We start from the raw sequence: 18,924 nt of genomic DNA on the forward strand, positions 1-18,924 counted from the left end.
TTATACATTTAGATTTTCAGGAGGTGTCCACATGAAAAACTGGCTTGTTGCAAGTGCAGACAGAAAGGCGGCAGAAATGCTGTCTGCTCAGTGCGGACTGCCTCCTTTTATTGTTTATATTCTCATGATAAGAGGCTTCAATACAAAGGAAAGCATCATGGAATTTTTATCAGATGATACGGGGTTTGAAAATCCCTTTGACGCAGTGGATATGGATAAAGCTGTGGAGCGAATCAACAGGGCCTTGGATAACTATGAGAAAATATGTGTTTACGGTGATTACGACGCAGACGGAGTGTCCTCCACTGCGTTGCTTTGCACTTATCTGGAAACAGTGGGAGCCGACGTTTTCTACTATATACCCTCAAGGGAAAACGAAGGCTATGGAATGAACGACGATGCGGTAAGAAAAATACATGAAAAAGGCGCAAACCTTATAATAACCGTGGATAACGGCATTGCCGCCCATAAGCAGGTGGACTTGGCAAATGAACTGGGTGTGGATGTGGTCATTACCGACCACCATAAGCCTGTTTCAGAGGAAATGCCAAACGCTGTGGCTGTGGTGGATTTGCACAGAACAGACTGTCCCTCAAAGTTCAAAGAGCTGTCCGGAGTTGGTGTTGTCTTAAAATTGATTTTTGCAATGGAACAGGGACAGATGGACAAAGAAGAAATACTGGACAACTACTGTGACATTGCCGCAATAGGAACAATAGGGGATATAGTTCCCTTGAGAGGCGAAAACAGAACCATCGTAAAACACGGATTGAATTTGATTAGAAATCCTCAGCGTTACGGAATTAACGCACTTATAGAAGCTTCCTCACTTTCAGGAAAAAAGATTACTGCCGGAAGTCTTGCTTTCTCGGTAGTCCCAAGAATAAATGCAGGAGGCAGACTGGGCGAGTCCTTTGAAACAGTAAATCTATTGATGACTGATGACATGCTGGAAGCCGAAGAAATAGCAAAAGAGCTTTCTCAGGACAACAACAAACGACAGTCTATTGAGAAAGAAATTATAGATGAAATACTTAAAGAACAGGAAAAAAGACCGGGAATTTTTGCAATGCCGGTTATAGTGGTTGAGTCCGATAACTGGCATCAGGGAGTTATTGGAATTGCGGCGGCGAGAATAAAAGAGCTTTTCGGAAAGCCCGTGATTGTTATAACCTTTGAAGGTGATACGGGCAAGGGTTCGGGAAGAAGTGTTGCCGGATTTTCACTGTGTGACGCTGTATTTGCATGCAGTGAATATCTTACCCACTGCGGAGGTCATCCAATGGCTGTAGGCTTGGGTATTAAGAGAGAACAGGTTGAAAATTTCAGAGAGGCCATAAACCAATATGCTTTAAGCCTTGATGAAATGCCTATGGACACTTTGAACATTGACTGCAAGCTTAATCCTGCCGGAATAAATGTAAACTTTATAAGACAGCTGCAAGTTTTGGAGCCATACGGTGCAGGTAACCCAACACCGGTGTTTGGTCTTTATTCCATGAGAATTGTGGATGTAAAATCACTTTCGGAAAACAAGCATCTTAGAATAACGGCAGAAAAGAACGGCACAAGAGTAAATATAATGAAATTCTTTACAGCTAAAGAGGATTTTCCTTTTAAAAGAGGAGATGTTGCCGACTTCGCCGTTAAGCTTGATATAAGCGAATTTTCCGGAGGGAGCGTTTCAATAATAGCTGTAGATGTAAGACCTGAAAATCTTGATTACAGCGAGCTTATTAAATCTTACAGAATATATGAAAATTTCGTGGCCTCACAAAAGGCTGATGACAATACATTTAGCTATTTAATGCCCACAAGGGAAGAGTTTGCTAAGGTATATAGATATATAAGGGAAGCGGGAGGTGTTTTCGGAGGAAAGGAAATATTGTACTGCGGACTTGGAAAATGCATAACTTTCGGAAAGCTTTGTCTGATTCTTGACGTGATGAAAGAGCTTAATCTTATCAGCATTGAAAGAAGCGATAAATCTGAAAGGATTTATCTTAACAGTATACAAGGAAAAGTGAATTTATCGGATTCCCTTTCCATCAAAAGATTATCGGAGGTGCGTAGTGATGGGTGGACTTAACAAAGTAGCTTGTTATCGTGATTTCGAGGAGTTAAAAGCTTTAATCGAAAAAAGCATAACACAGGGAAATCAATATGATTTGGAAAAAATTGAAAAGGCGTATAAGTTTGCTGATGAAGCTCACGGGGATCAGAAACGTGTTTCGGGAGTTCCGTACATTTTACATCCCACATCAGTCGCCTGTATTTTGGTGGAATTGGGAATGGATACAGATTCGGTAGTGGCGGCACTTCTCCACGATGTGGTTGAGGATACACCGGTCACTATAGAAGAGGTTACAAAGCTTTTCGGAGAAACCGTTGCAAACCTCATTGACGGGGTTACCAAAATATCAAAAATTCCCTATTCCAACCGAGAGGAACAGCAGGCGGAAAACGTCAGAAAAATGCTTATAGCTATGTCCAATGACATAAGGGTAATAATCATTAAACTGGCCGACAGACTTCATAATATGCGTACTATGGAGTGTATGAAAGACCAAAAAAGACGTGATAAAGCCCGTGAAACCATGGAGGTGTATGCGCCTATTGCTCATCGTCTCGGTATTAAGGCGGTAAAGGAGGAACTTGAGGATTACTCAATTCGTTACCTTGACCCTGTAGGATATGCGGAGATAGAACAGGAGCTTGCTCTTACAGCAGACCAGAGAGAAGAATTTTTGAATGATGTAACGCAGAAAATCAAAAAGAAAACCGAGGAGATAATTCCTAATGTCTTTGTAAGCAGCAGAATTAAGAGTGTTCACAGTATATACAGAAAAACCTATATGCAAGGCAAGACGGTTGACCAGATTTTTGATATATATGCAGTCAGAGTAATTGTTGACACTGTAAACGACTGTTACAATGTTTTGGGAGTTGTGCATGACCTTTTCCAGCCTCTTCCAAACAGATTTAAGGATTATATTTCCACACCAAAGTCAAACATGTATCAGTCATTGCATACAACAGTTATAGATAAAAGAGGAATACCTTTTGAAATCCAGATAAGAACATGGGAAATGCATTACACCGCTGAATACGGTATTGCAGCCCACTGGAAATATAAGCTTGGACTTAAAGGAAAGAGAAAAGGCGACAGCCTTGATGAAAGTCTTAAAAAAATAAGACAGATGATAGAAAGTCAGCTTCAGGAAGCCGACTCCACAAACCTTATTAAAACCATAAAGAACGACCTTGACCCTAACGAGGTTTATGTATTTACACCGAAGGGTGATGTTATTTCACTTCCTGCCGGCTCAACTGTAATAGATATGGCTTATGCCATACATTCCGGAGTAGGAAACAGCATGATAGGAGCTAAAGCAGATAAAAGGATAGTTCCTATTGATTATCAGGTTAAGAACGGTGAGATAATTGAAATTCTCACACAAAAAGAGGGAAGCGGTCCAAAAAGAGACTGGCTGAAAATTGTAAAAACTTCTCAGGCAAGAACCAAGATAAGAAATTGGTTTAAGCATGAAAAAAGAGATGAAAATATTCTTGAAGGAAAAGCAGAGCTTGAAAAGGAATTCCGAAAGAATATGATGTATATACCGGAAAAAGAACTTCCGGAATTTTTCGCAAAGATGATGGTGAAGCAGCATTGCAATACAATGGATGATTTCTATGCTGCAATAGGATACGGAGGCATACAGCTTTGGAGGCTTATGCCGAGAATAAAAGAGGAATACTCTAAAAAGTATAAGAAAACCGAAGAGGATAACATAAACGAAATTCTCGAAAAACAGCCGGAAAAGAAAAAGAAAATCAGCTCCGGAATTATTGTTGAGGGCATGGACGATGTTTTGATTAAGCTTTCAAAATGCTGTAATCCTCTTCCGGGCGACGATATAATCGGATTTATAACACGCGGTTACGGTGTATCAATCCATAAATGCAGCTGCACCAACGTGCCTAAGGACATTTCAAAGACTGAAGAGCCTGAAAGATGGGTAGAAGCAAGGTGGAGCGACAGCGTAAAGGATACATTCCACGGAACTATTGAAATTCTCTGCGACGGCAGAACAGGATATCTTGCAGATTTGGCTGTGCATATTTCAGCAATGCATTTGTCTATACACAGCCTAAATTCCCATGAACTGAATGACGGCAGAGCAATCATAACATTTACCATAGATGTTAAGAGCATTGACCACATTAACTCTATTGTGGCAAGACTTTCCAACATCAACGGAACAATATCAATTACAAGAAAATAATATTTAAAGGATGATTTTTAATGTTGGCTGTACTTCAAAGGGTCAGCAATGCCTCTGTAACCGTTGACGGTGAGATTAAGGGGCAGATAAATAAAGGATTTTTAATTTTACTTGGAGTAAATTCTCAGGATACGGATAAAGATGCGGCGGTTCTCGCCGCAAAAATATCCGGATTGAGGATTTTTACAGATGAAAACGACAAAATGAACCTTTCTCTTGAGGATGTAGAGGGTGAAACTTTGGTTATTTCCAATTTCACCCTTTGTGCAGATTGCAGGAAAGGCAGAAGACCTAATTTCATAAACGCCGCAAGACCGGAAACAGCGGAACCTCTTTATGAACTTTTTTGCAGTGAGCTTAAAGCCAATGGTGTTAAAAAGGTTGAAAAGGGAGTATTCGGCGCAGATATGAAGGTTGAACTGCTAAATGACGGACCTGTGACAATAACCATAGATTCAAAGGAGCTGATAAAATGATTGATGTAAAGGCATTCACTTTGGGCGACTTGGCGACAAACTGTTATCTCCTTGAGGAAACAATTTCCGGTGAAATGGCAGTTGTTGATCCCGCAACAGATGAGATTATTGATATTCTCAAAAGCTTAAACTGTGATTTTTCAAAAATAAAATATATATTTTTAACCCACGCCCATTTTGACCATATTTATGGTACTGCTCCCCTTAAAGAGCTTACTAATGCAGAAATTGTAATAAGCCGAGTGGAGAAACCAAGCCTTGGTGATAATGATATAAACCTTTCAAGCAGCTTTTTGCCGCCAAATGGTATGGAAAAAATAGTTCCCGATATGCTTGTTGATGACGGCAGTATTATTAAGCTTGGAAATACCGATATTAAAATTATGCTTACTCCCGGTCATACAGCAGGTTCAATTTGCCTTTTATTTGAAGATAATCTGATTTCAGGAGATACGCTTTTCTGTGAGTCAGTCGGAAGAACAGATTTGCCTACAGGAGATATGAATATGCTTTTAAAATCTCTTGGAAAAATAAAAGCTATTGACGGAAACTGTAGAGTTTACCCGGGCCACGGCAGACCTACAACACTTGACCACGAGAGAAAATACAATATATATATGGATTGATAAATTTACAAATTTTTATTACGGAGAATTAAAGGAATGGAAGTATATATCTTTAACCACGATTATTTATATGAACTTGAAAACCTGACAAGGGTGTTTTTCCCCAACGACAAAATAACGGTTTTGAAATATATGGATGGAGAAGATATGAAACCACCTTTTGTATACACTGCAATAACAGAGGATAAAATGGAAGCAAGACTCTTCGACGGTGAGTTTGACAAAACCGTAACAGCGCCGCTGACAGAGGGCGACGAAGAGCTCGCGCTGATGACTCTGGTTTTTGACCTTTTTACCCAGTATACAGGATATGTTCCTAAGTGGGGACTTCTTACAGGAGTAAGACCAATAAAGCTCATGCGAAGATTAAAGGACGATATGGGTGAGGGAGAGGCAAAAAAATATTTCAGAGAAAAGCTTCTTGTAAGCGAAGAAAAAACAGACCTTGCCTGCGAAACCGAAAAGAATGAAAGAAAGATATTAGACCTTTCTCAGAGAAATTCTTTCAGTCTTTATGTTTCAATTCCCTTTTGTCCCAGCAGGTGCAGTTATTGTTCCTTTGTTTCCCAGTCGGTGGAAAAGGCAAAGCACCTTGTAGAACCATATCTTGAATTGCTTGTAAAAGAGATTAAGAAAACTGCGGAAATTGCAGAGAGCTTAAAACTTAATCTGGAAACTGTCTATATAGGCGGAGGTACTCCCACAACCTTATCGGCCGAACAGCTTAAAATCCTGCTGGACGCAATAAAATCCTCTTTTGATTTAAGCAATTGCAGAGAATTTACCGTAGAAGCCGGACGTCCTGACACAATAACATTTGATAAGCTTAAAGCTGTTTTAGAGGGCGGAGCAGACAGAATCAGCGTTAATCCTCAGACACTTAACGACAATGTACTTGAAAATATAGGCAGACGCCATACTGCTCAGCAGGCAATAGACGCCTTTAAGCTTGCCAGACAGGCTGGAGTGGGACATATAAACATGGACCTTATAGCAGGCTTACCGGGAGATACAATAGAAAGCTTTAGAAATACACTTGACGGTATATGCGAGCTTGACCCGGAAAGTATAACCGTTCACACTTTGTCCATGAAAAAAAGCTCCGGACTTACCGCAGAGGGCAAACAGATTTTGAAGCAGGAGGGAATAACCGCTTCACTTATGCTGGAATACACAAAAGAAAAGCTTTCAGCTCTGGGATATAAGCCCTACTATCTTTACAGACAGAGCCGAATGGTTGGAAATCTGGAAAATGTAGGCTGGGCGAAAGAGGAATTTGAAAGCAGTTACAATGTGTTTGTAATGGACGAAACCCATACAGTTTTGGGATGCGGAGCAGGGGCTGTAACCAAGCTTAAAGAATTCGGAACAGACAGACTGGAAAGAATATTTAATTTTAAGTATCCGTACGAATACAATACAAGGTTTGATGAAATAATAGAAAGAAAAAAAGGCATAGCCGAATTTTATGCTAAATACTTTTAATATAAAAAGGAGGCAGTAATATGAGTATTCTTGATGATGTAATGGTAAACGCAAAAGCGGCTATAGATGATTTCGGAAAAAAAGCCACAGATATTGCCGACAGTTCTGTTTTGGCAATAAGTGCCAACAACATCAAAAACGAGATTGAGAAAAAGTATACGGAGCTTGGCAGACTTTATTATAACGAAGTAAAGGCCGGTTCATTGGATTTGGACGACCTTGAGGATTTGACAGGGGAAATAGATATACTTGTGGAGCAGTTACATGCGGTTCAGGCAAAGCGTGCTTCAATGAGAAACAGAAAAATTTGTCCAAAATGTAAAAACGCAGTTCCAAAGGATTCAAGCTTTTGCAATAAGTGCGGAGCTTCTCTTGAGGAAGAAAGCGAAGACTAATTTTAAAACCTGTAATAAAAAGACAAGTAGTGCATATTTTTTAATAAGCACATAAGAGGCGGGCTTTGTGCCCGCCCATTTTTTTACAGGTGATAAATTATGAAAGTAAAAAATAACAGCGCAAAAGGCGTGACCTCCAATTTTATAACAGGAGCCTTTCTGCTTACAGGAGCGATGTTTGCGGTAAAAATATGCGGAATGTTTTTCAAAATATTTCTTACACGAATTTTCGCCGTTTTCGGAGATGATTTTGCAGGAATAGGCACGGGACTTTTTAGCAATGCTTACGAAATTTACATACCCTTGTTTACCATAGCCACAGCGGGTTTTCCGGTGGCTGTTTCAAGGCTGATTTCGGAAAGCGCCGCACGGGAAAATTTCCGTGAGGTGCGAAAAATTTTTAAATCCGCAAAACCGTTTTTTGTTATTACCGGCTTAATATGCTTTTTGATAATGGCAGCAGGAAGCTTTTTTTACGTAAAGCTTATAGAACAGACCTATGCAATCTATTCAATGCTTGTACTATCGCCCACGATTTTTTTCGGATGCGTTGCGTCGGTTTACCGTGGATATTTCGAGGGACTTAGAAACATGTCGCCGACGGCAGTTTCCCAGGTTATAGAGGCCTTGTGCAAGCTGTTTGTAGGTTTGGGACTTGCCGCCGCAGTGGTATTTGCAGGAACAGCCAATTATCAAAAGACAGGGACTTTTTTCGGAATGACTTTTGAGTCAGAAGCTGAGGCGGTTAATACCTTGGCGGGAATATCCGTTGCGGCGGCAATCGGAGGAATTACTCTGGGAAGCATTTTTTCCTGTTTGTATCTTATCTGCAAATACAGAAAATCAAGGCGAGGTATTCCCCAGGAGTATTATTTAAAACCAATTGAAAGAAAAGAAAGTGAAAGAACCTTTCTTTTGATTTTTAAAACTGCTATTCCTATAGGCGTAACATCTTTGGTGATGAGCATAAGTTCAACAGTGGATTCAGCCATTATACAGCATGTGATTTATCATACCGCAGTGGAAAACAGAGAGCAGCTGCTCAGATGTTTTGACGGAGCATTAAACCACACCATACCTGCTATTCCAACGCCGGAAAATCCTATAACCATTCACACCTATCTGTTCGGATGTTTCAGCTGTAGTTTGACGATAATGCAGCTTATAACAGCCCTTACTCAGGTGCTTGGAACATGCGCAATGCCAAACGTCACAACGGCTTTTACAAAGGGAAGCAAAAAGGAAATAAAGAAATCCATAGAAACAGTGATAAGAATTACAATGGCGATTGTACTGCCTTCGGGGCTTGGATTGTTCTTTTTGTCGTATCCGATTATGAGTCTGTTTTTCGGCGGAAATGTGGCTGTAATCGGCGCAAAAGTTCTGAAAATAATGGGACTGTCCGTTATATTTATTGCCGCATGTACGCCTGTTTGCAGTATGCTTCAGGCAATAGGTAAAATATCACTTCCTCTTAAATTTTTTGTTGTGGGAATGGGAATAAAAATACTTATAAATTACCTATTTGTGAGAAACGTAAATCTAAATATTCAGGGTGCGGCAGTAGGCTCGCTTCTTGCCTATATATACATCTTTTTCGGGCTTTTTTACTGTCTGTGCAAGCACGCAAAAGTAAGGCCTAATCTGCTTAATTGTGTGCTGAAACCCCTTATCTCAGCTATAATATGTTGCTCTTTTGCGGCGGCAATATATAATGCATTTGCCTCGGTAATGTTTCAAAAAATTGCCGTTTTGTTATCTATTGCTGTTTCTGCGGTGATTTATTTGATATTTTTGGTGCTTTTGCGGACATTTTCTGCCGAAGAAATGAAAATATTTCCCGGGGGCGAAAAAATCGAAAAACTACTTGAAAAATGAAGTATTTTAGGTTAAAATGTATGTATTGTTTTTTTAGGGGTGATTGTATTGGATTACATAAAAAAGGATTCATACGGTTTTAACGACCTGGTTGAAATAATGAAAATACTCAGATCCCCCGAGGGCTGTCCCTGGGACCGTGAGCAGGACCATAAGAGCATAAGACAGAACTTTATTGAAGAAACTTACGAGGCAATAGAAGCCATCGACACAGAAGATTCAGAGCTTTTAAAAGAGGAACTTGGAGACGTTTTGCTTCAGGTTGTTTTTCACTCTGAGATTGAACAGTCACAGGGCGGTTTCAATATAGACGATGTGTGCGACGGCGTCTGCAAGAAGCTCATCGTAAGACATCCACATGTTTTCGGCGATGTTGTTGCCGAAACATCCGATAAGGTGCTCACAAACTGGGACAACATAAAGATGAAAACAAAGTCACAGAAAACTCAGTCCGACGCTATTGACAGCGTGGCAAAGAGCCTTCCTGCGCTTATGAGAAGCACAAAGGTTCAGCAGAAAGCCGCCAAAGTAGGCTTTGACTGGGACGACGTCAACGGAGCAATGGAAAAGGTTTCCGAGGAACTTTCCGAGCTTAAAGAGGCTGTAAAAAATTCAGACAAAGAAAACATCCACGAGGAACTTGGCGATTTGCTGTTTGCAGTGGTAAATGTTTCACGTTTTCTTAAAGAGGACTCAGAAAAAGCCCTTTACGATGCCTGTGACAAGTTCGCCAAGAGATTCCGAAAGGTTGAAGAGCTTGCTTCTGAAAAGGATATAAATATGAAGGAAGCGGGAATTGAAGTTCTTGATGAACTTTGGGATGAAGCTAAAAAAATCAGTAATTAAATTTTTAATATATATTTGTTTTACGGAGGAAGAATTATGAAAAAAACAGAACTCATTTCAACGGTGGCAGAAAAGTGCGAAGTAAAAAAGCAGGACGCAGAAAAGATAATCAATGCTGTTTTGGACACAATAGTAGAGACCATTGCTGAAGGTGAGAAAGTTCAGCTTGTAGGTTTTGGTACTTTCGAGCAGAGAACCCGTAACGCAAGAACAGGCTGTGACCCAAGAACTAACCAGCCAATCGAAATTGCGGCTTCAAAGGTACCGGCTTTTAAGCCAGGAAGAGCATTCAAGGATGCCGTAAATAAGGATTCACAGGAGTAATTTTTTGGACCGGCATTTTGTCGGTCCTTTGTTTTTTATATTTCTAAAAATTTTAAGTTTTAATTAAACAGATGGTTATAACATCAAATATGGAAACAAAGAGGAGAAAGAAAATGCGTCTTGATAAATATCTTAAAGTCAGCAGAATTATAAAGAGAAGAACAGTTGCAAATGAGGCTTGTGACGCAGGCAAGGTTCAGGTAAACGGAAAAATTGCAAGAGCTTCCTACGATGTAAAGGTGGGCGATGTTATAGAGATAGTATTCGGAGCACGCACCATCAAAATTGAAGTGGTAAGCGTAAACGAATACGCAAAAAAAGAGGACGCGGGAAGCATGTATAAAGCGGTTTGATAATGTAGTTATATAAATTAAATCGTTTCCATATAATTTATTCAGGAGGCGATTTTATGAACGAAAATAGCATACAGACCAAACCACATAACGTTATTATCGACAACCGCAGAAAAATGGAGCTTACAGGCGTCCGTGATGTTTCGGGTTTTGATGAGCAGACTGTAAGTCTTATAACCGAAATGGGCGGCCTTGTGATAAAAGGCACAGGATTGCATATAACAAGGCTGAGTCTTGATACAGGCGATGTAACCGTTGAGGGCAATGTAAATGCCATGCAGTATACAACAGCCGGTACACCCTCAAAGGGTCTTGTTTCCAAGCTGTTCAGGTAGGCGGTATTCTTATGGAAGTTACTATAGAAATGGAATACCACTGCCTGCTGTGGTCATTTGTGCTGGGAGCTTTTGTGTACGGTGAATATGAGGTTTTTCGCTTGATACGCAGGATTTTTTCAAATAGCTTTATATCAAATTTTATCTGCGACATTCTATTTATGACTGCGGCAGGTTTTTCGGTCTTTACATTTGCTTTGGGATTCAGCAGCGGAGTGGTGCGCTGGTACACAATATTTGCCTGTGCTTTTTCCTTTGCTGTTTTGAGGCTGACCATAGGACAGCTGACCGGAAAACTGTACGGTTTTATTTTTACAGCTGCGGCAAAAATTTCCGCCGCTGTAAAGAAATTTTTTCAAAAGTTTCTCAAAACACTATTGAAAAATATAAACAAAATGTTGTATAATATTGTAAAGGTATATAGAAAGATTTTTTTATCGAAAGGAAAAAGGTGAAGTCTTTTGGCAGTAAAAAATAGGACAAAAACCACTGCTGATAAAAAGGATAATCTTTCCGGTACTGTAAAGGAATCCTCCGCTTCCAAAACATACGGTAAGCCGGAGCTTAAAGAAATAAAAAAACCGGAAAAGAAAAAGATCAATAAAATTGGTCTTACAATAAAATTAGCACTTGTTGTTTTTGCGGTTTATGCCGTTGTAACACTTTTGAATCAGCATATTGAGATTCTTGAAAAACATCAGACTCTCAGCGACCTTGAAACCGATATTATGGTTCAGGAAATCAAAATTGAGGAAATTCAAAATGTGAAAAATTACAGTGACGAGGAAAACGCCGAGTACATGGAACAAATCGCCAGAACTGAATTGGACTATGTTAAAAACGGCGAAAGAGTTTTTGTAAATGTTACAGGTTCATAAAATAATCTGTTATATAAATAAGGATTTTTAAAAACATAAGGGGTATTTTAATTTATGGCAATTGAAGTTGGCAGCATATTAGAAGGCAAAGTTTCTGGAATTACTAAGTTTGGCGCATTTGTTGATTTGCCGGACGGTACAACAGGTATGGTTCACATATCAGAAGTAGCTTCTACATATGTAAGTGAAATCAGAGACTTTGTAAAGGAAAATCAGGTTGTAAAGGTAAAGGTTCTTTCTCTTGGAGAAAAAGGAAAGGTAAGTCTTTCAATGAAGCAGGCAGTTGAACAGAAAAAACCTGCAAAGAGAAAGCCACGAGAGGCAGCAGCTCCTGTAACATCACCGGGAAATTTTGAATGGCAGCCCTCAAGAAGATCTGATGGTCCGGTAAGCTTTGAAGATATGATGTCAAAATTTAAACAGACAAGCGAGGACAAGATGTCCGACCTTAAACGAGCCGGAGAAAGCCGTGGCTACAGCCGCAGAGGCAATGGCAATGGCAGAAGATAAAAAATAAATAATGTAAAAATAAGATCTTGGATTTTTTAAGGTCTTAAAAGGAGGCATTGTTATGAAGATTACTTACACAGCAAGAAAAGTTACACTCAGAGATAATTTCAAAGAGAGGGTAGAAAAGAAGCTTTCAAAATTCCAGAAGATTTTTTCCGAGGATGCAGAAGCAAGCGTTGTTGTGACGGTTGAGAAAAATCGTCAGACTGTTGAAATCACAATCAGAGATAACGGTATGATTTATCGTGTTGAGAATTCACAGGCTGAGATGAACAATGCCTTAGATACAGTAACAGATATGTTGTCAAGGCAGTTAAGAAAAAACAAGACGAAACTCAGCCGCAGGCTGAGAGAAGGTTCAATCGACGACCTTGTTGTTGGAGATAATGCAGAACCTGAAGACGTTGAGGACGATTATCATCTTGTTAGAAGAAAGATGGTTCCCGTTAAGCCAATTACTGTAGACGAGGCAATTCTTCAGATGAATATGATTGGTCACAAGTTCTATATGTTTGTAAATGCCGATACCAACGAAGCTAATGTTGTATATCAGCGTGAGGACGGCGCATACGGACTTTTGGAGCCAACCATCGAAGAATAACATTACTGCCGCACAGCGGCAAGGTAAAAATTCGCTTTGTTTAATAGATATTCTGAGGTACAACGACTTAACGTGAATAAAAAAGCATTTGATGACGATACAGAAATAAATAAGCCTTCGGGCGGTTAAACAGAGAACAAAGGGTATCGGGATTTCCCGGTACCCTTAATTGTGGCTGTTTTTAAAAATATAAAACGACAGGAGAATAATATGCCGAAATATACCTTTTCAGCGCCATGCCTTTTGGGAATAGAGGGTCTGGTTGGCAACGAGCTTAGATTTTTAGGGGCAGAGGAAGTTTCCCCGGAAAACGGCAGAGTAATTTTCAAAGGTGACTTTGAAATGATGGCGAGAGCAAATATCTGCTCAAGATATGCTGAGAGAATACAGATTCTCATGGGTGAATTTGAAGCTCTGTCCTTTGAAGAACTTTTTCAGGGTGTTAAAGCTCTTCCGTGGGAAAAATTCATATCCAAAACCGACGCTTTCCCGGTAAAAGGAAGAAGCTTAAGCTCTAAGCTTCACAGTATTCCGGATTGCCAGAAGATTATCAAAAAGGCGGTTGTGGAAAGATTAAAAGAAAAATATATGCTTCCATGGTTTGAGGAAACCGGACCGGTTCATCAGATACAGTTTCTTATTCTCAAGGACAGAGTAAGTGTGATGATTGATACTTCCGGAGCAGGACTTCACAAACGTGGATACAGAGAAAAGGCAAACGATGCACCTATTAAGGAAACTCTTGCAGCAGCGTTGGCTGAAATATCCGGTGTAAGAAAAAATCATGTGGTTGCAGACCCCATGTGCGGAAGCGGAACCATATTGATTGAAGCTGCCTTAAAGGCGAAAAATATCGCTCCTGGTATAAATAGGTATTTTGCCGCCGAAAAATGGAGTCAGATTCCTTCCTATATATGGAAAGAGGAGAGGAAAAGAGCAAAGGAGTCAGAACGTGAGGACTGCACCTTTAGGGGCTACGGTTACGATATAGACAGAGAAGCTTTAAAAACTGCTTTGGAGAATGCTCAAAAAGCCGGCGTCGCAGATATGATTAAATTTGAATACGGCGACGTGAGAAAGTTTAGATGTCCTGAGGAACGCTGTACGGTTATAACAAACCCTCCATACGGTGAAAGACTTCTGGATTTGAAAAGTGCCGAAGAGCTTTACAAGGTGCTGGGAGAAAACTATAAACATACTCCGGATATACGATATACGGTTATAAGTCCTGATGATGACTTTGAAAAATGCTTCGGCAGAAAAGCCGATAAAAGAAGAAAGCTTTATAACGGAATGATAAAATGCCAGGTTTATATGTATGGCGTTAAAAAGAAATAAGCTTTAATTTATGTACAAAATTTGCGGGTGATGAAAATTGAGTTCTTACAAAGATGTATTTAAGGTTGCCTTTCCAAAGACAATACCCATATTATTCGGGTATCTTTTTCTTGGATGTGGTTTCGGAGTGCTTTTGGCAAAAAGCGGATATCACTTTTTGTGGACAACCTTTACGGCGAGTACGGTCTATTCCGGCTCAATGCAGTATGTAGCGGTTGACTTGCTGAATAAGCCATTCAGTATTTTTAACGCAGTGATAATGACCTTGGCGGTAAATATAAGGCATGTGTTTTATGGTCTGTCACTTATTGAAAAATATAAGGGGATAGGGGCGAAAAAAATATACTGCATGTTCGGTTTGACAGACGAAACCTATTCTCTTGTGTGTTCTCAATACGTTCCCGAATACATAGATAAAGGCAGATATTATTTCGTGACCACACTTCTCAACCACTGTTATTGGATTACCGGCTGTACTGTTGGAGGAATTATAGGACAGTTTGTAGAGTTTAATGCAAATGGCATAGACTTTGTTATGACGGCTCTTTTTGTGGTTATCTTTCTTGAACAGTGGGAAAGCACTAAAGAACACAGTCCGGCGCTTATCGGTGTGGGATGCACAGCTTTGTGTCTTATAATTTTTAAAAGCTTTTTGCCGCTTTTATCTACATATTTCCTTATTCCTGCTATGATATGCATATTTACAGCGCTGACAGTGTTCAGAGCGCCTCTTGAAAGGAGGCTTTCCAGATGACCCAGACTGCTGTTCAGTCCGTAATAACTCTTTTGATTATTGCGGCAGTTACATTTGTTTTGAGAGCCTTGCCGTTTATGCTTTTCAGAGGAAACAAACCGGTTCCTCCCTTTATATCATATCTTGGTAAGGTTTTGCCCTTTGCGGTAATCGGTATGCTTGTGGTTTACTGTTTAAAAGATGTTTCTTTTATTTCAGGAACATACGGTTTACCCGAGCTTATAGCCATAGTGGTTATAGTAATACTCCATAAATGGAAACATAACCTTCTCCTGTCAGTAGGCGGAGGAACTGTACTCTATATGCTTTTGGTGCAGTTTGTTTTTATATGAGATTTTAAGACAATTATCCCTTTTGGATAGTTGTCTTTTTTCATAACCGGACACGGAAATCCGCTAAGGTTGACAAAAACTTTCTTATTGGTTAATATATAGGTAGTCGTGTAAATCTGCGGCAAATTATTTTGTAAGGAATGATTACATGTTTGTACTTAATGATTACATGAAAAAGAACCTTAGATTTATTATACCGGTTGCAGCTTTAATCGTGCTGGCAATAATTTTTGGAATAATGTATATTGTAAACAATAACTCAGATCAAGATAATACTGATACTACCGAACCTGCATCCACTGAACCACAGACAACAATGACAGCTACCGAAGAGTTGAGTCAGTATAAAATAGGAATAATGCAGTTTGACGATTCTCAGGAATACAGCGACGTATACGACGAGTTTGTATTGGCTATGGAACACAGAGGTTTTACCGAGGGCGTAAATGTAGAGTATGTTTATATGAACGCAGAGGGTGACAGCGAAAAGTGTTCAGATATGGCTCAAAGCATTGTAGACAGCGGTGTTGATTTGATATTTGCTATTTCCGAAGAAAATGCAGTTGCAGCGTACAATGCCACAAAGGATATCCCGATAGTTTTCGGCGCTGTAAATGACCCGGAGGAAGCAGAGCTTATAGACACCAATGAAGCGCCCGGAGCCAATGTTACCGGCGTATCTGACTATTCACCGAGTATTGAACAGATAGATTTAATAAAAACAGCTTTCCCGGAAGCAAAAACAGTGGGTGCTGTATATGATGAGTTAAACGAAAGTTCAGTTACACAGGTTTCTCTGGCAGAAACACAGGCACAGACAAATGAAATGACATTTGAAAAATATCCTGTAAATGATACCACAGACTTTGATTCATATATAACTGATATGATTGAAAAGGTGGATGTTATCTATCTTCCTTATGATGAACTTTTGATAGAGAATATAGATAAAATAACAGCTGTAGCCTACGAGCACGGAATTCCTGTTGTGGGCGGCAATGAAGAGATGGTTCAAAAGGGCTGTACAATCGCATATGGAATTGACTATGTGGATGTAGGTAAGCAGTCAGCTCTTATGGCAGTGGAAATTCTTCAAAATGACGGAACACCTGCCGAGATGCCGGTAAGATACTTAAACGAGCTTATTCTCTATGTGAATACGGAAGCAAAAGAGAAACTTGGCTTTGAGCTTGACGAAACGCTTCAAAATAAAGCTGTTTTATTGCCTGAGAAAAGCGAAGAATAAAAGACAAAAGAATAATTTAGAAAAAGCAGGAGTATATTTTTATTTCCTGCTTTTTTTGTATCTGTAAAGAATATGACAATGTGTCAGTTTTATGAAATTTAAAAAATTTCCCTTTAAAGGTCAAAATACACTTGATTTTTTCAAAGATATGGTATAAAATATACTTAGCACTCAAGGATAAAGAGTGCTAAACAATGATAGCTATTTAAAGGAGGACATATATATTATGAATATTAAACCATTGCTTGACAGAGTAGTACTTAAAGTTGAGGAAGCTGAGCAGACAACAAAGAGCGGAATTATCCTTTCTTCTGCAGCTCAGGAAAAGCCACAGTTTGCAACAATCGTTGCAGTTGGTCCTGGCGGCCTTGTAGACGGAAAAGAGGTTAAGATGTATGTAAATGTCGGCGACAAGGTTATTTCCAGCAAATACGCAGGCACAGAGGTTAAGCTTGACGGCGAAGAGTACACAATCGTTCGTCAGTCCGATATTCTCGCAGTTGTAGAATAATTAAAAAGATAATAAGCGAATAGTATAAATAAATGGAGGCAATTTATCATGGCAAAACAAATAGCATATGGTGAGGAAGCAAGAAAGTCACTTATGAAAGGTATCGACAAGCTTGCTGATACAGTTAAAATTACACTTGGTCCTAAGGGCAGAAACGTTGTTATAGACAAGAAATTCGGCGCACCGCTTATTACAAACGACGGTGTTACAATCGCAAAGGAAATCGAGCTTGACGACCCATTTGAGAATATGGGTGCACAGCTTGTAAAGGAAGTTTCAATCAAGACAAATGACATCGCAGGCGATGGTACAACAACAGCTACATTGCTTGCACAGGCTCTCATCCGTGAGGGTATGAAGAACGTTACAGCAGGCGCAAACCCAATGGTAGTTAAGAAGGGTATCGCAAATGCAGTTGAGGCAGCAGTTGAGGCTCTTACAAAGAACAGCAAGGCTGTTGAGGGAAGCAACGATATCGCAAGAGTTGCAACAGTTTCTTCTGCTGATGAGGAAATCGGTAACCTTATTGCAGAGGCAATGGAGAAGGTTACAAAGGACGGCGTTATCACTGTTGAAGAGTCAAAGACAGCAAAGACATACAGCGACGTTGTTGAGGGTATGATGTTCGACAGAGGTTACATCGCACCTTACATGGTTACAGATACAGATAAGATGATTGCAGAGCTTGACAATCCATATATCCTTATCACAGATAAGAAGATTTCTAATACTCAGGAAATTCTTCCTTTGCTTGAGCCAATCGCTCAGTCAGGCAGAAAGCTCCTCATCATCGCTGAGGACGTTGAGGGCGAGGCACTGACAACATTGGTACTCAATAAGCTCAGAGGCGTATTCACATGCGTAGCAGTTAAGGCTCCTGGATTTGGCGACAGAAGAAAAGAAATGCTTCAGGATATCGCAATCCTCACAGGCGGTACAGTAATCACATCAGAGCTTGGTCTTGAGCTTAAAGAGGCTACACTTGACATGCTCGGTACTGCAAGACAGGTTAAGGTTGACAAGGAAAATACAATCATTGTTGACGGCGCAGGCGATAAGGGTCAGATAGCAGCAAGAGTTGCACAGATTCGTTCACAGATTGAAACAACAACATCTGACTTTGACCGTGAGAAGCTTCAGGAAAGACTTGCAAAGCTTGCAGGCGGCGTAGCAGTTATCAAGGTTGGCGCAGCTACTGAGATTGAAATGAAGGAAAAGAAGCTCAGAATCGAAGACGCTCTTGCAGCTACAAAGGCAGCTGTTGAGGAAGGTATCGTAGCAGGCGGCGGTATCGCACTTATCAACGCTATTCCGGCAGTTGAAGAGCTTTACAACAAGACAGAGGGCGATGAGAAAACAGGCGTTAAGATTGTTCTTAAAGCTTTGGAAGAGCCACTTCGTCAGATCGCAGCTAACGCAGGTCTTGAGGGTTCTGTAATCGTTAACAACGTAAAATCAGCCGGTAAGGTTGGATACGGCTTTAACGCACTTACAGAAGAGTACACAGACATGATTTCTGCAGGTATCGTTGACCCAACTAAGGTTACAAGAAGCGCATTGCAGAACGCAGCTTCTGTTGCAGCAATGGTTCTCACAACAGAGTCATTGGTAACAGATATTAAGGAGCCTGCACCAGCAGTTCCAGCTGCACCTGATATGGGCGGAATGTATTGATAAAAAGTTTACTCCTTTAGAATATCTTAATATATGTACAGCAAAGGCTTCGGCTTTTGCTGTACTTTTTTGT

21 protein-coding genes are annotated in these 18,924 nt (G+C 40.1%); all 21 read left to right on the forward strand.

The features are described 5' to 3' along the window. The first annotated feature begins 31 nt into the window (after window positions 1-31). The 21 genes from recJ to groL all read left to right on the forward strand — a co-directional run bounded on the left by recJ (window position 32) and on the right by groL (window position 18,851). The gene (recJ, locus tag CGICJO_RS08565; protein WP_486498572.1) at window positions 32-2,089 is read left to right on the forward strand and encodes a single-stranded-DNA-specific exonuclease RecJ; all 2,058 of its coding nucleotides are present in this window, start codon (window positions 32-34) and stop codon (window positions 2,087-2,089) included. Then, on the forward strand, window positions 2,076-4,289 hold the full coding sequence (locus CGICJO_RS08570) for a RelA/SpoT family protein (protein WP_087379036.1): 2,214 nt from the start codon (window positions 2,076-2,078) through the stop codon (window positions 4,287-4,289). The genes recJ and CGICJO_RS08570 overlap by 14 nt, the downstream gene beginning before the upstream one ends. A 20-nt stretch (window positions 4,290-4,309) precedes the next feature. Beyond that, a complete protein-coding gene (gene dtd, locus CGICJO_RS08575) occupies window positions 4,310-4,765 on the forward strand; it encodes a D-aminoacyl-tRNA deacylase (protein WP_087379038.1) in 456 nt (151 codons plus the stop codon). Beyond that, window positions 4,762-5,391 (forward strand): MBL fold metallo-hydrolase, encoded by a 630-nt coding sequence (locus tag CGICJO_RS08580; protein WP_486498573.1) that lies wholly within the window; start codon window positions 4,762-4,764, stop codon window positions 5,389-5,391. Before dtd ends, CGICJO_RS08580 begins: the two co-directional genes overlap by 4 nt. 36 nt (window positions 5,392-5,427) lie before the next feature. Further along, complete coding sequence (hemZ, locus tag CGICJO_RS08585; RefSeq protein WP_486498574.1) at window positions 5,428-6,876, forward strand: coproporphyrinogen dehydrogenase HemZ; 1,449 nt, start codon at window positions 5,428-5,430, stop codon at window positions 6,874-6,876. A gap of 20 nt (window positions 6,877-6,896) precedes the next feature. Next, window positions 6,897-7,271: a zinc-ribbon domain-containing protein gene (locus tag CGICJO_RS08590; protein ID WP_486498575.1), complete on the forward strand. Its 375-nt coding sequence runs from the start codon at window positions 6,897-6,899 to the stop codon at window positions 7,269-7,271. A 99-nt stretch (window positions 7,272-7,370) separates the two neighbouring features. After that, window positions 7,371-9,149, forward strand: coding sequence for a putative polysaccharide biosynthesis protein (locus CGICJO_RS08595; protein WP_486498576.1), 1,779 nt, complete (start codon window positions 7,371-7,373; stop codon window positions 9,147-9,149). A gap of 48 nt (window positions 9,150-9,197) precedes the next feature. Next, entirely contained in the window at window positions 9,198-9,995 is a 798-nt protein-coding gene (mazG, locus tag CGICJO_RS08600; RefSeq protein WP_486498577.1) for a nucleoside triphosphate pyrophosphohydrolase, read from the forward strand. 36 nt (window positions 9,996-10,031) lie between these two features. After that, window positions 10,032-10,319, forward strand: coding sequence for a non-specific DNA-binding protein Hbs (hbs, locus tag CGICJO_RS08605; RefSeq protein WP_087379050.1), 288 nt, complete (start codon window positions 10,032-10,034; stop codon window positions 10,317-10,319). 113 nt (window positions 10,320-10,432) lie between these two features. Then, window positions 10,433-10,672, forward strand: a complete 240-nt coding sequence (locus tag CGICJO_RS08610) for an RNA-binding S4 domain-containing protein (RefSeq protein ID WP_486498578.1) — start codon at window positions 10,433-10,435, stop codon at window positions 10,670-10,672. Between the two features lie 56 nt (window positions 10,673-10,728). After that, on the forward strand, window positions 10,729-11,007 hold the full coding sequence (gene yabP / locus CGICJO_RS08615; RefSeq protein WP_486498579.1) for a sporulation protein YabP: 279 nt from the start codon (window positions 10,729-10,731) through the stop codon (window positions 11,005-11,007). An 11-nt stretch (window positions 11,008-11,018) separates the two neighbouring features. Further along, window positions 11,019-11,462 carry a spore cortex biosynthesis protein YabQ gene (yabQ, locus tag CGICJO_RS08620; protein ID WP_087379056.1) on the forward strand — a complete coding sequence of 148 codons (444 nt, stop codon included), beginning with the start codon at window positions 11,019-11,021 and terminating at the stop codon, window positions 11,460-11,462. Between the two features lie 6 nt (window positions 11,463-11,468). Beyond that, on the forward strand, window positions 11,469-11,885 hold the full coding sequence (locus CGICJO_RS08625) for an FtsB family cell division protein (RefSeq protein WP_486498580.1): 417 nt from the start codon (window positions 11,469-11,471) through the stop codon (window positions 11,883-11,885). A 54-nt stretch (window positions 11,886-11,939) separates the two neighbouring features. Continuing rightward, on the forward strand, window positions 11,940-12,395 hold the full coding sequence (locus tag CGICJO_RS08630) for a S1 RNA-binding domain-containing protein (RefSeq protein WP_087379059.1): 456 nt from the start codon (window positions 11,940-11,942) through the stop codon (window positions 12,393-12,395). A 61-nt stretch (window positions 12,396-12,456) separates the two neighbouring features. Continuing rightward, on the forward strand, window positions 12,457-12,996 hold the full coding sequence (gene hpf, locus CGICJO_RS08635) for a ribosome hibernation-promoting factor, HPF/YfiA family (protein ID WP_486498581.1): 540 nt from the start codon (window positions 12,457-12,459) through the stop codon (window positions 12,994-12,996). A gap of 210 nt (window positions 12,997-13,206) precedes the next feature. Beyond that, the gene (locus tag CGICJO_RS08640) at window positions 13,207-14,334 is read left to right on the forward strand and encodes a THUMP domain-containing class I SAM-dependent RNA methyltransferase (RefSeq protein ID WP_486498582.1); all 1,128 of its coding nucleotides are present in this window, start codon (window positions 13,207-13,209) and stop codon (window positions 14,332-14,334) included. Between the two features lie 37 nt (window positions 14,335-14,371). Further along, complete coding sequence (locus CGICJO_RS08645; protein WP_486498583.1) at window positions 14,372-15,088, forward strand: AzlC family ABC transporter permease; 717 nt, start codon at window positions 14,372-14,374, stop codon at window positions 15,086-15,088. Then, the gene (locus tag CGICJO_RS08650; protein ID WP_486498584.1) at window positions 15,085-15,420 is read left to right on the forward strand and encodes a branched-chain amino acid transporter permease; all 336 of its coding nucleotides are present in this window, start codon (window positions 15,085-15,087) and stop codon (window positions 15,418-15,420) included. The genes CGICJO_RS08645 and CGICJO_RS08650 overlap by 4 nt, the downstream gene beginning before the upstream one ends. A 148-nt stretch (window positions 15,421-15,568) precedes the next feature. Next, window positions 15,569-16,666 carry an ABC transporter substrate-binding protein gene (locus CGICJO_RS08655; RefSeq protein WP_486498585.1) on the forward strand — a complete coding sequence of 366 codons (1,098 nt, stop codon included), beginning with the start codon at window positions 15,569-15,571 and terminating at the stop codon, window positions 16,664-16,666. Between the two features lie 226 nt (window positions 16,667-16,892). Then, the gene (locus CGICJO_RS08660) at window positions 16,893-17,177 is read left to right on the forward strand and encodes a co-chaperone GroES (protein ID WP_087379071.1); all 285 of its coding nucleotides are present in this window, start codon (window positions 16,893-16,895) and stop codon (window positions 17,175-17,177) included. A 48-nt stretch (window positions 17,178-17,225) separates the two neighbouring features. After that, window positions 17,226-18,851, forward strand: a complete 1,626-nt coding sequence (gene groL, locus CGICJO_RS08665) for a chaperonin GroEL (protein WP_087379073.1) — start codon at window positions 17,226-17,228, stop codon at window positions 18,849-18,851. Window positions 18,852-18,924 lie beyond the last annotated feature (73 nt).

The organism is Candidatus Limousia pullorum, assembly GCF_057405065.1.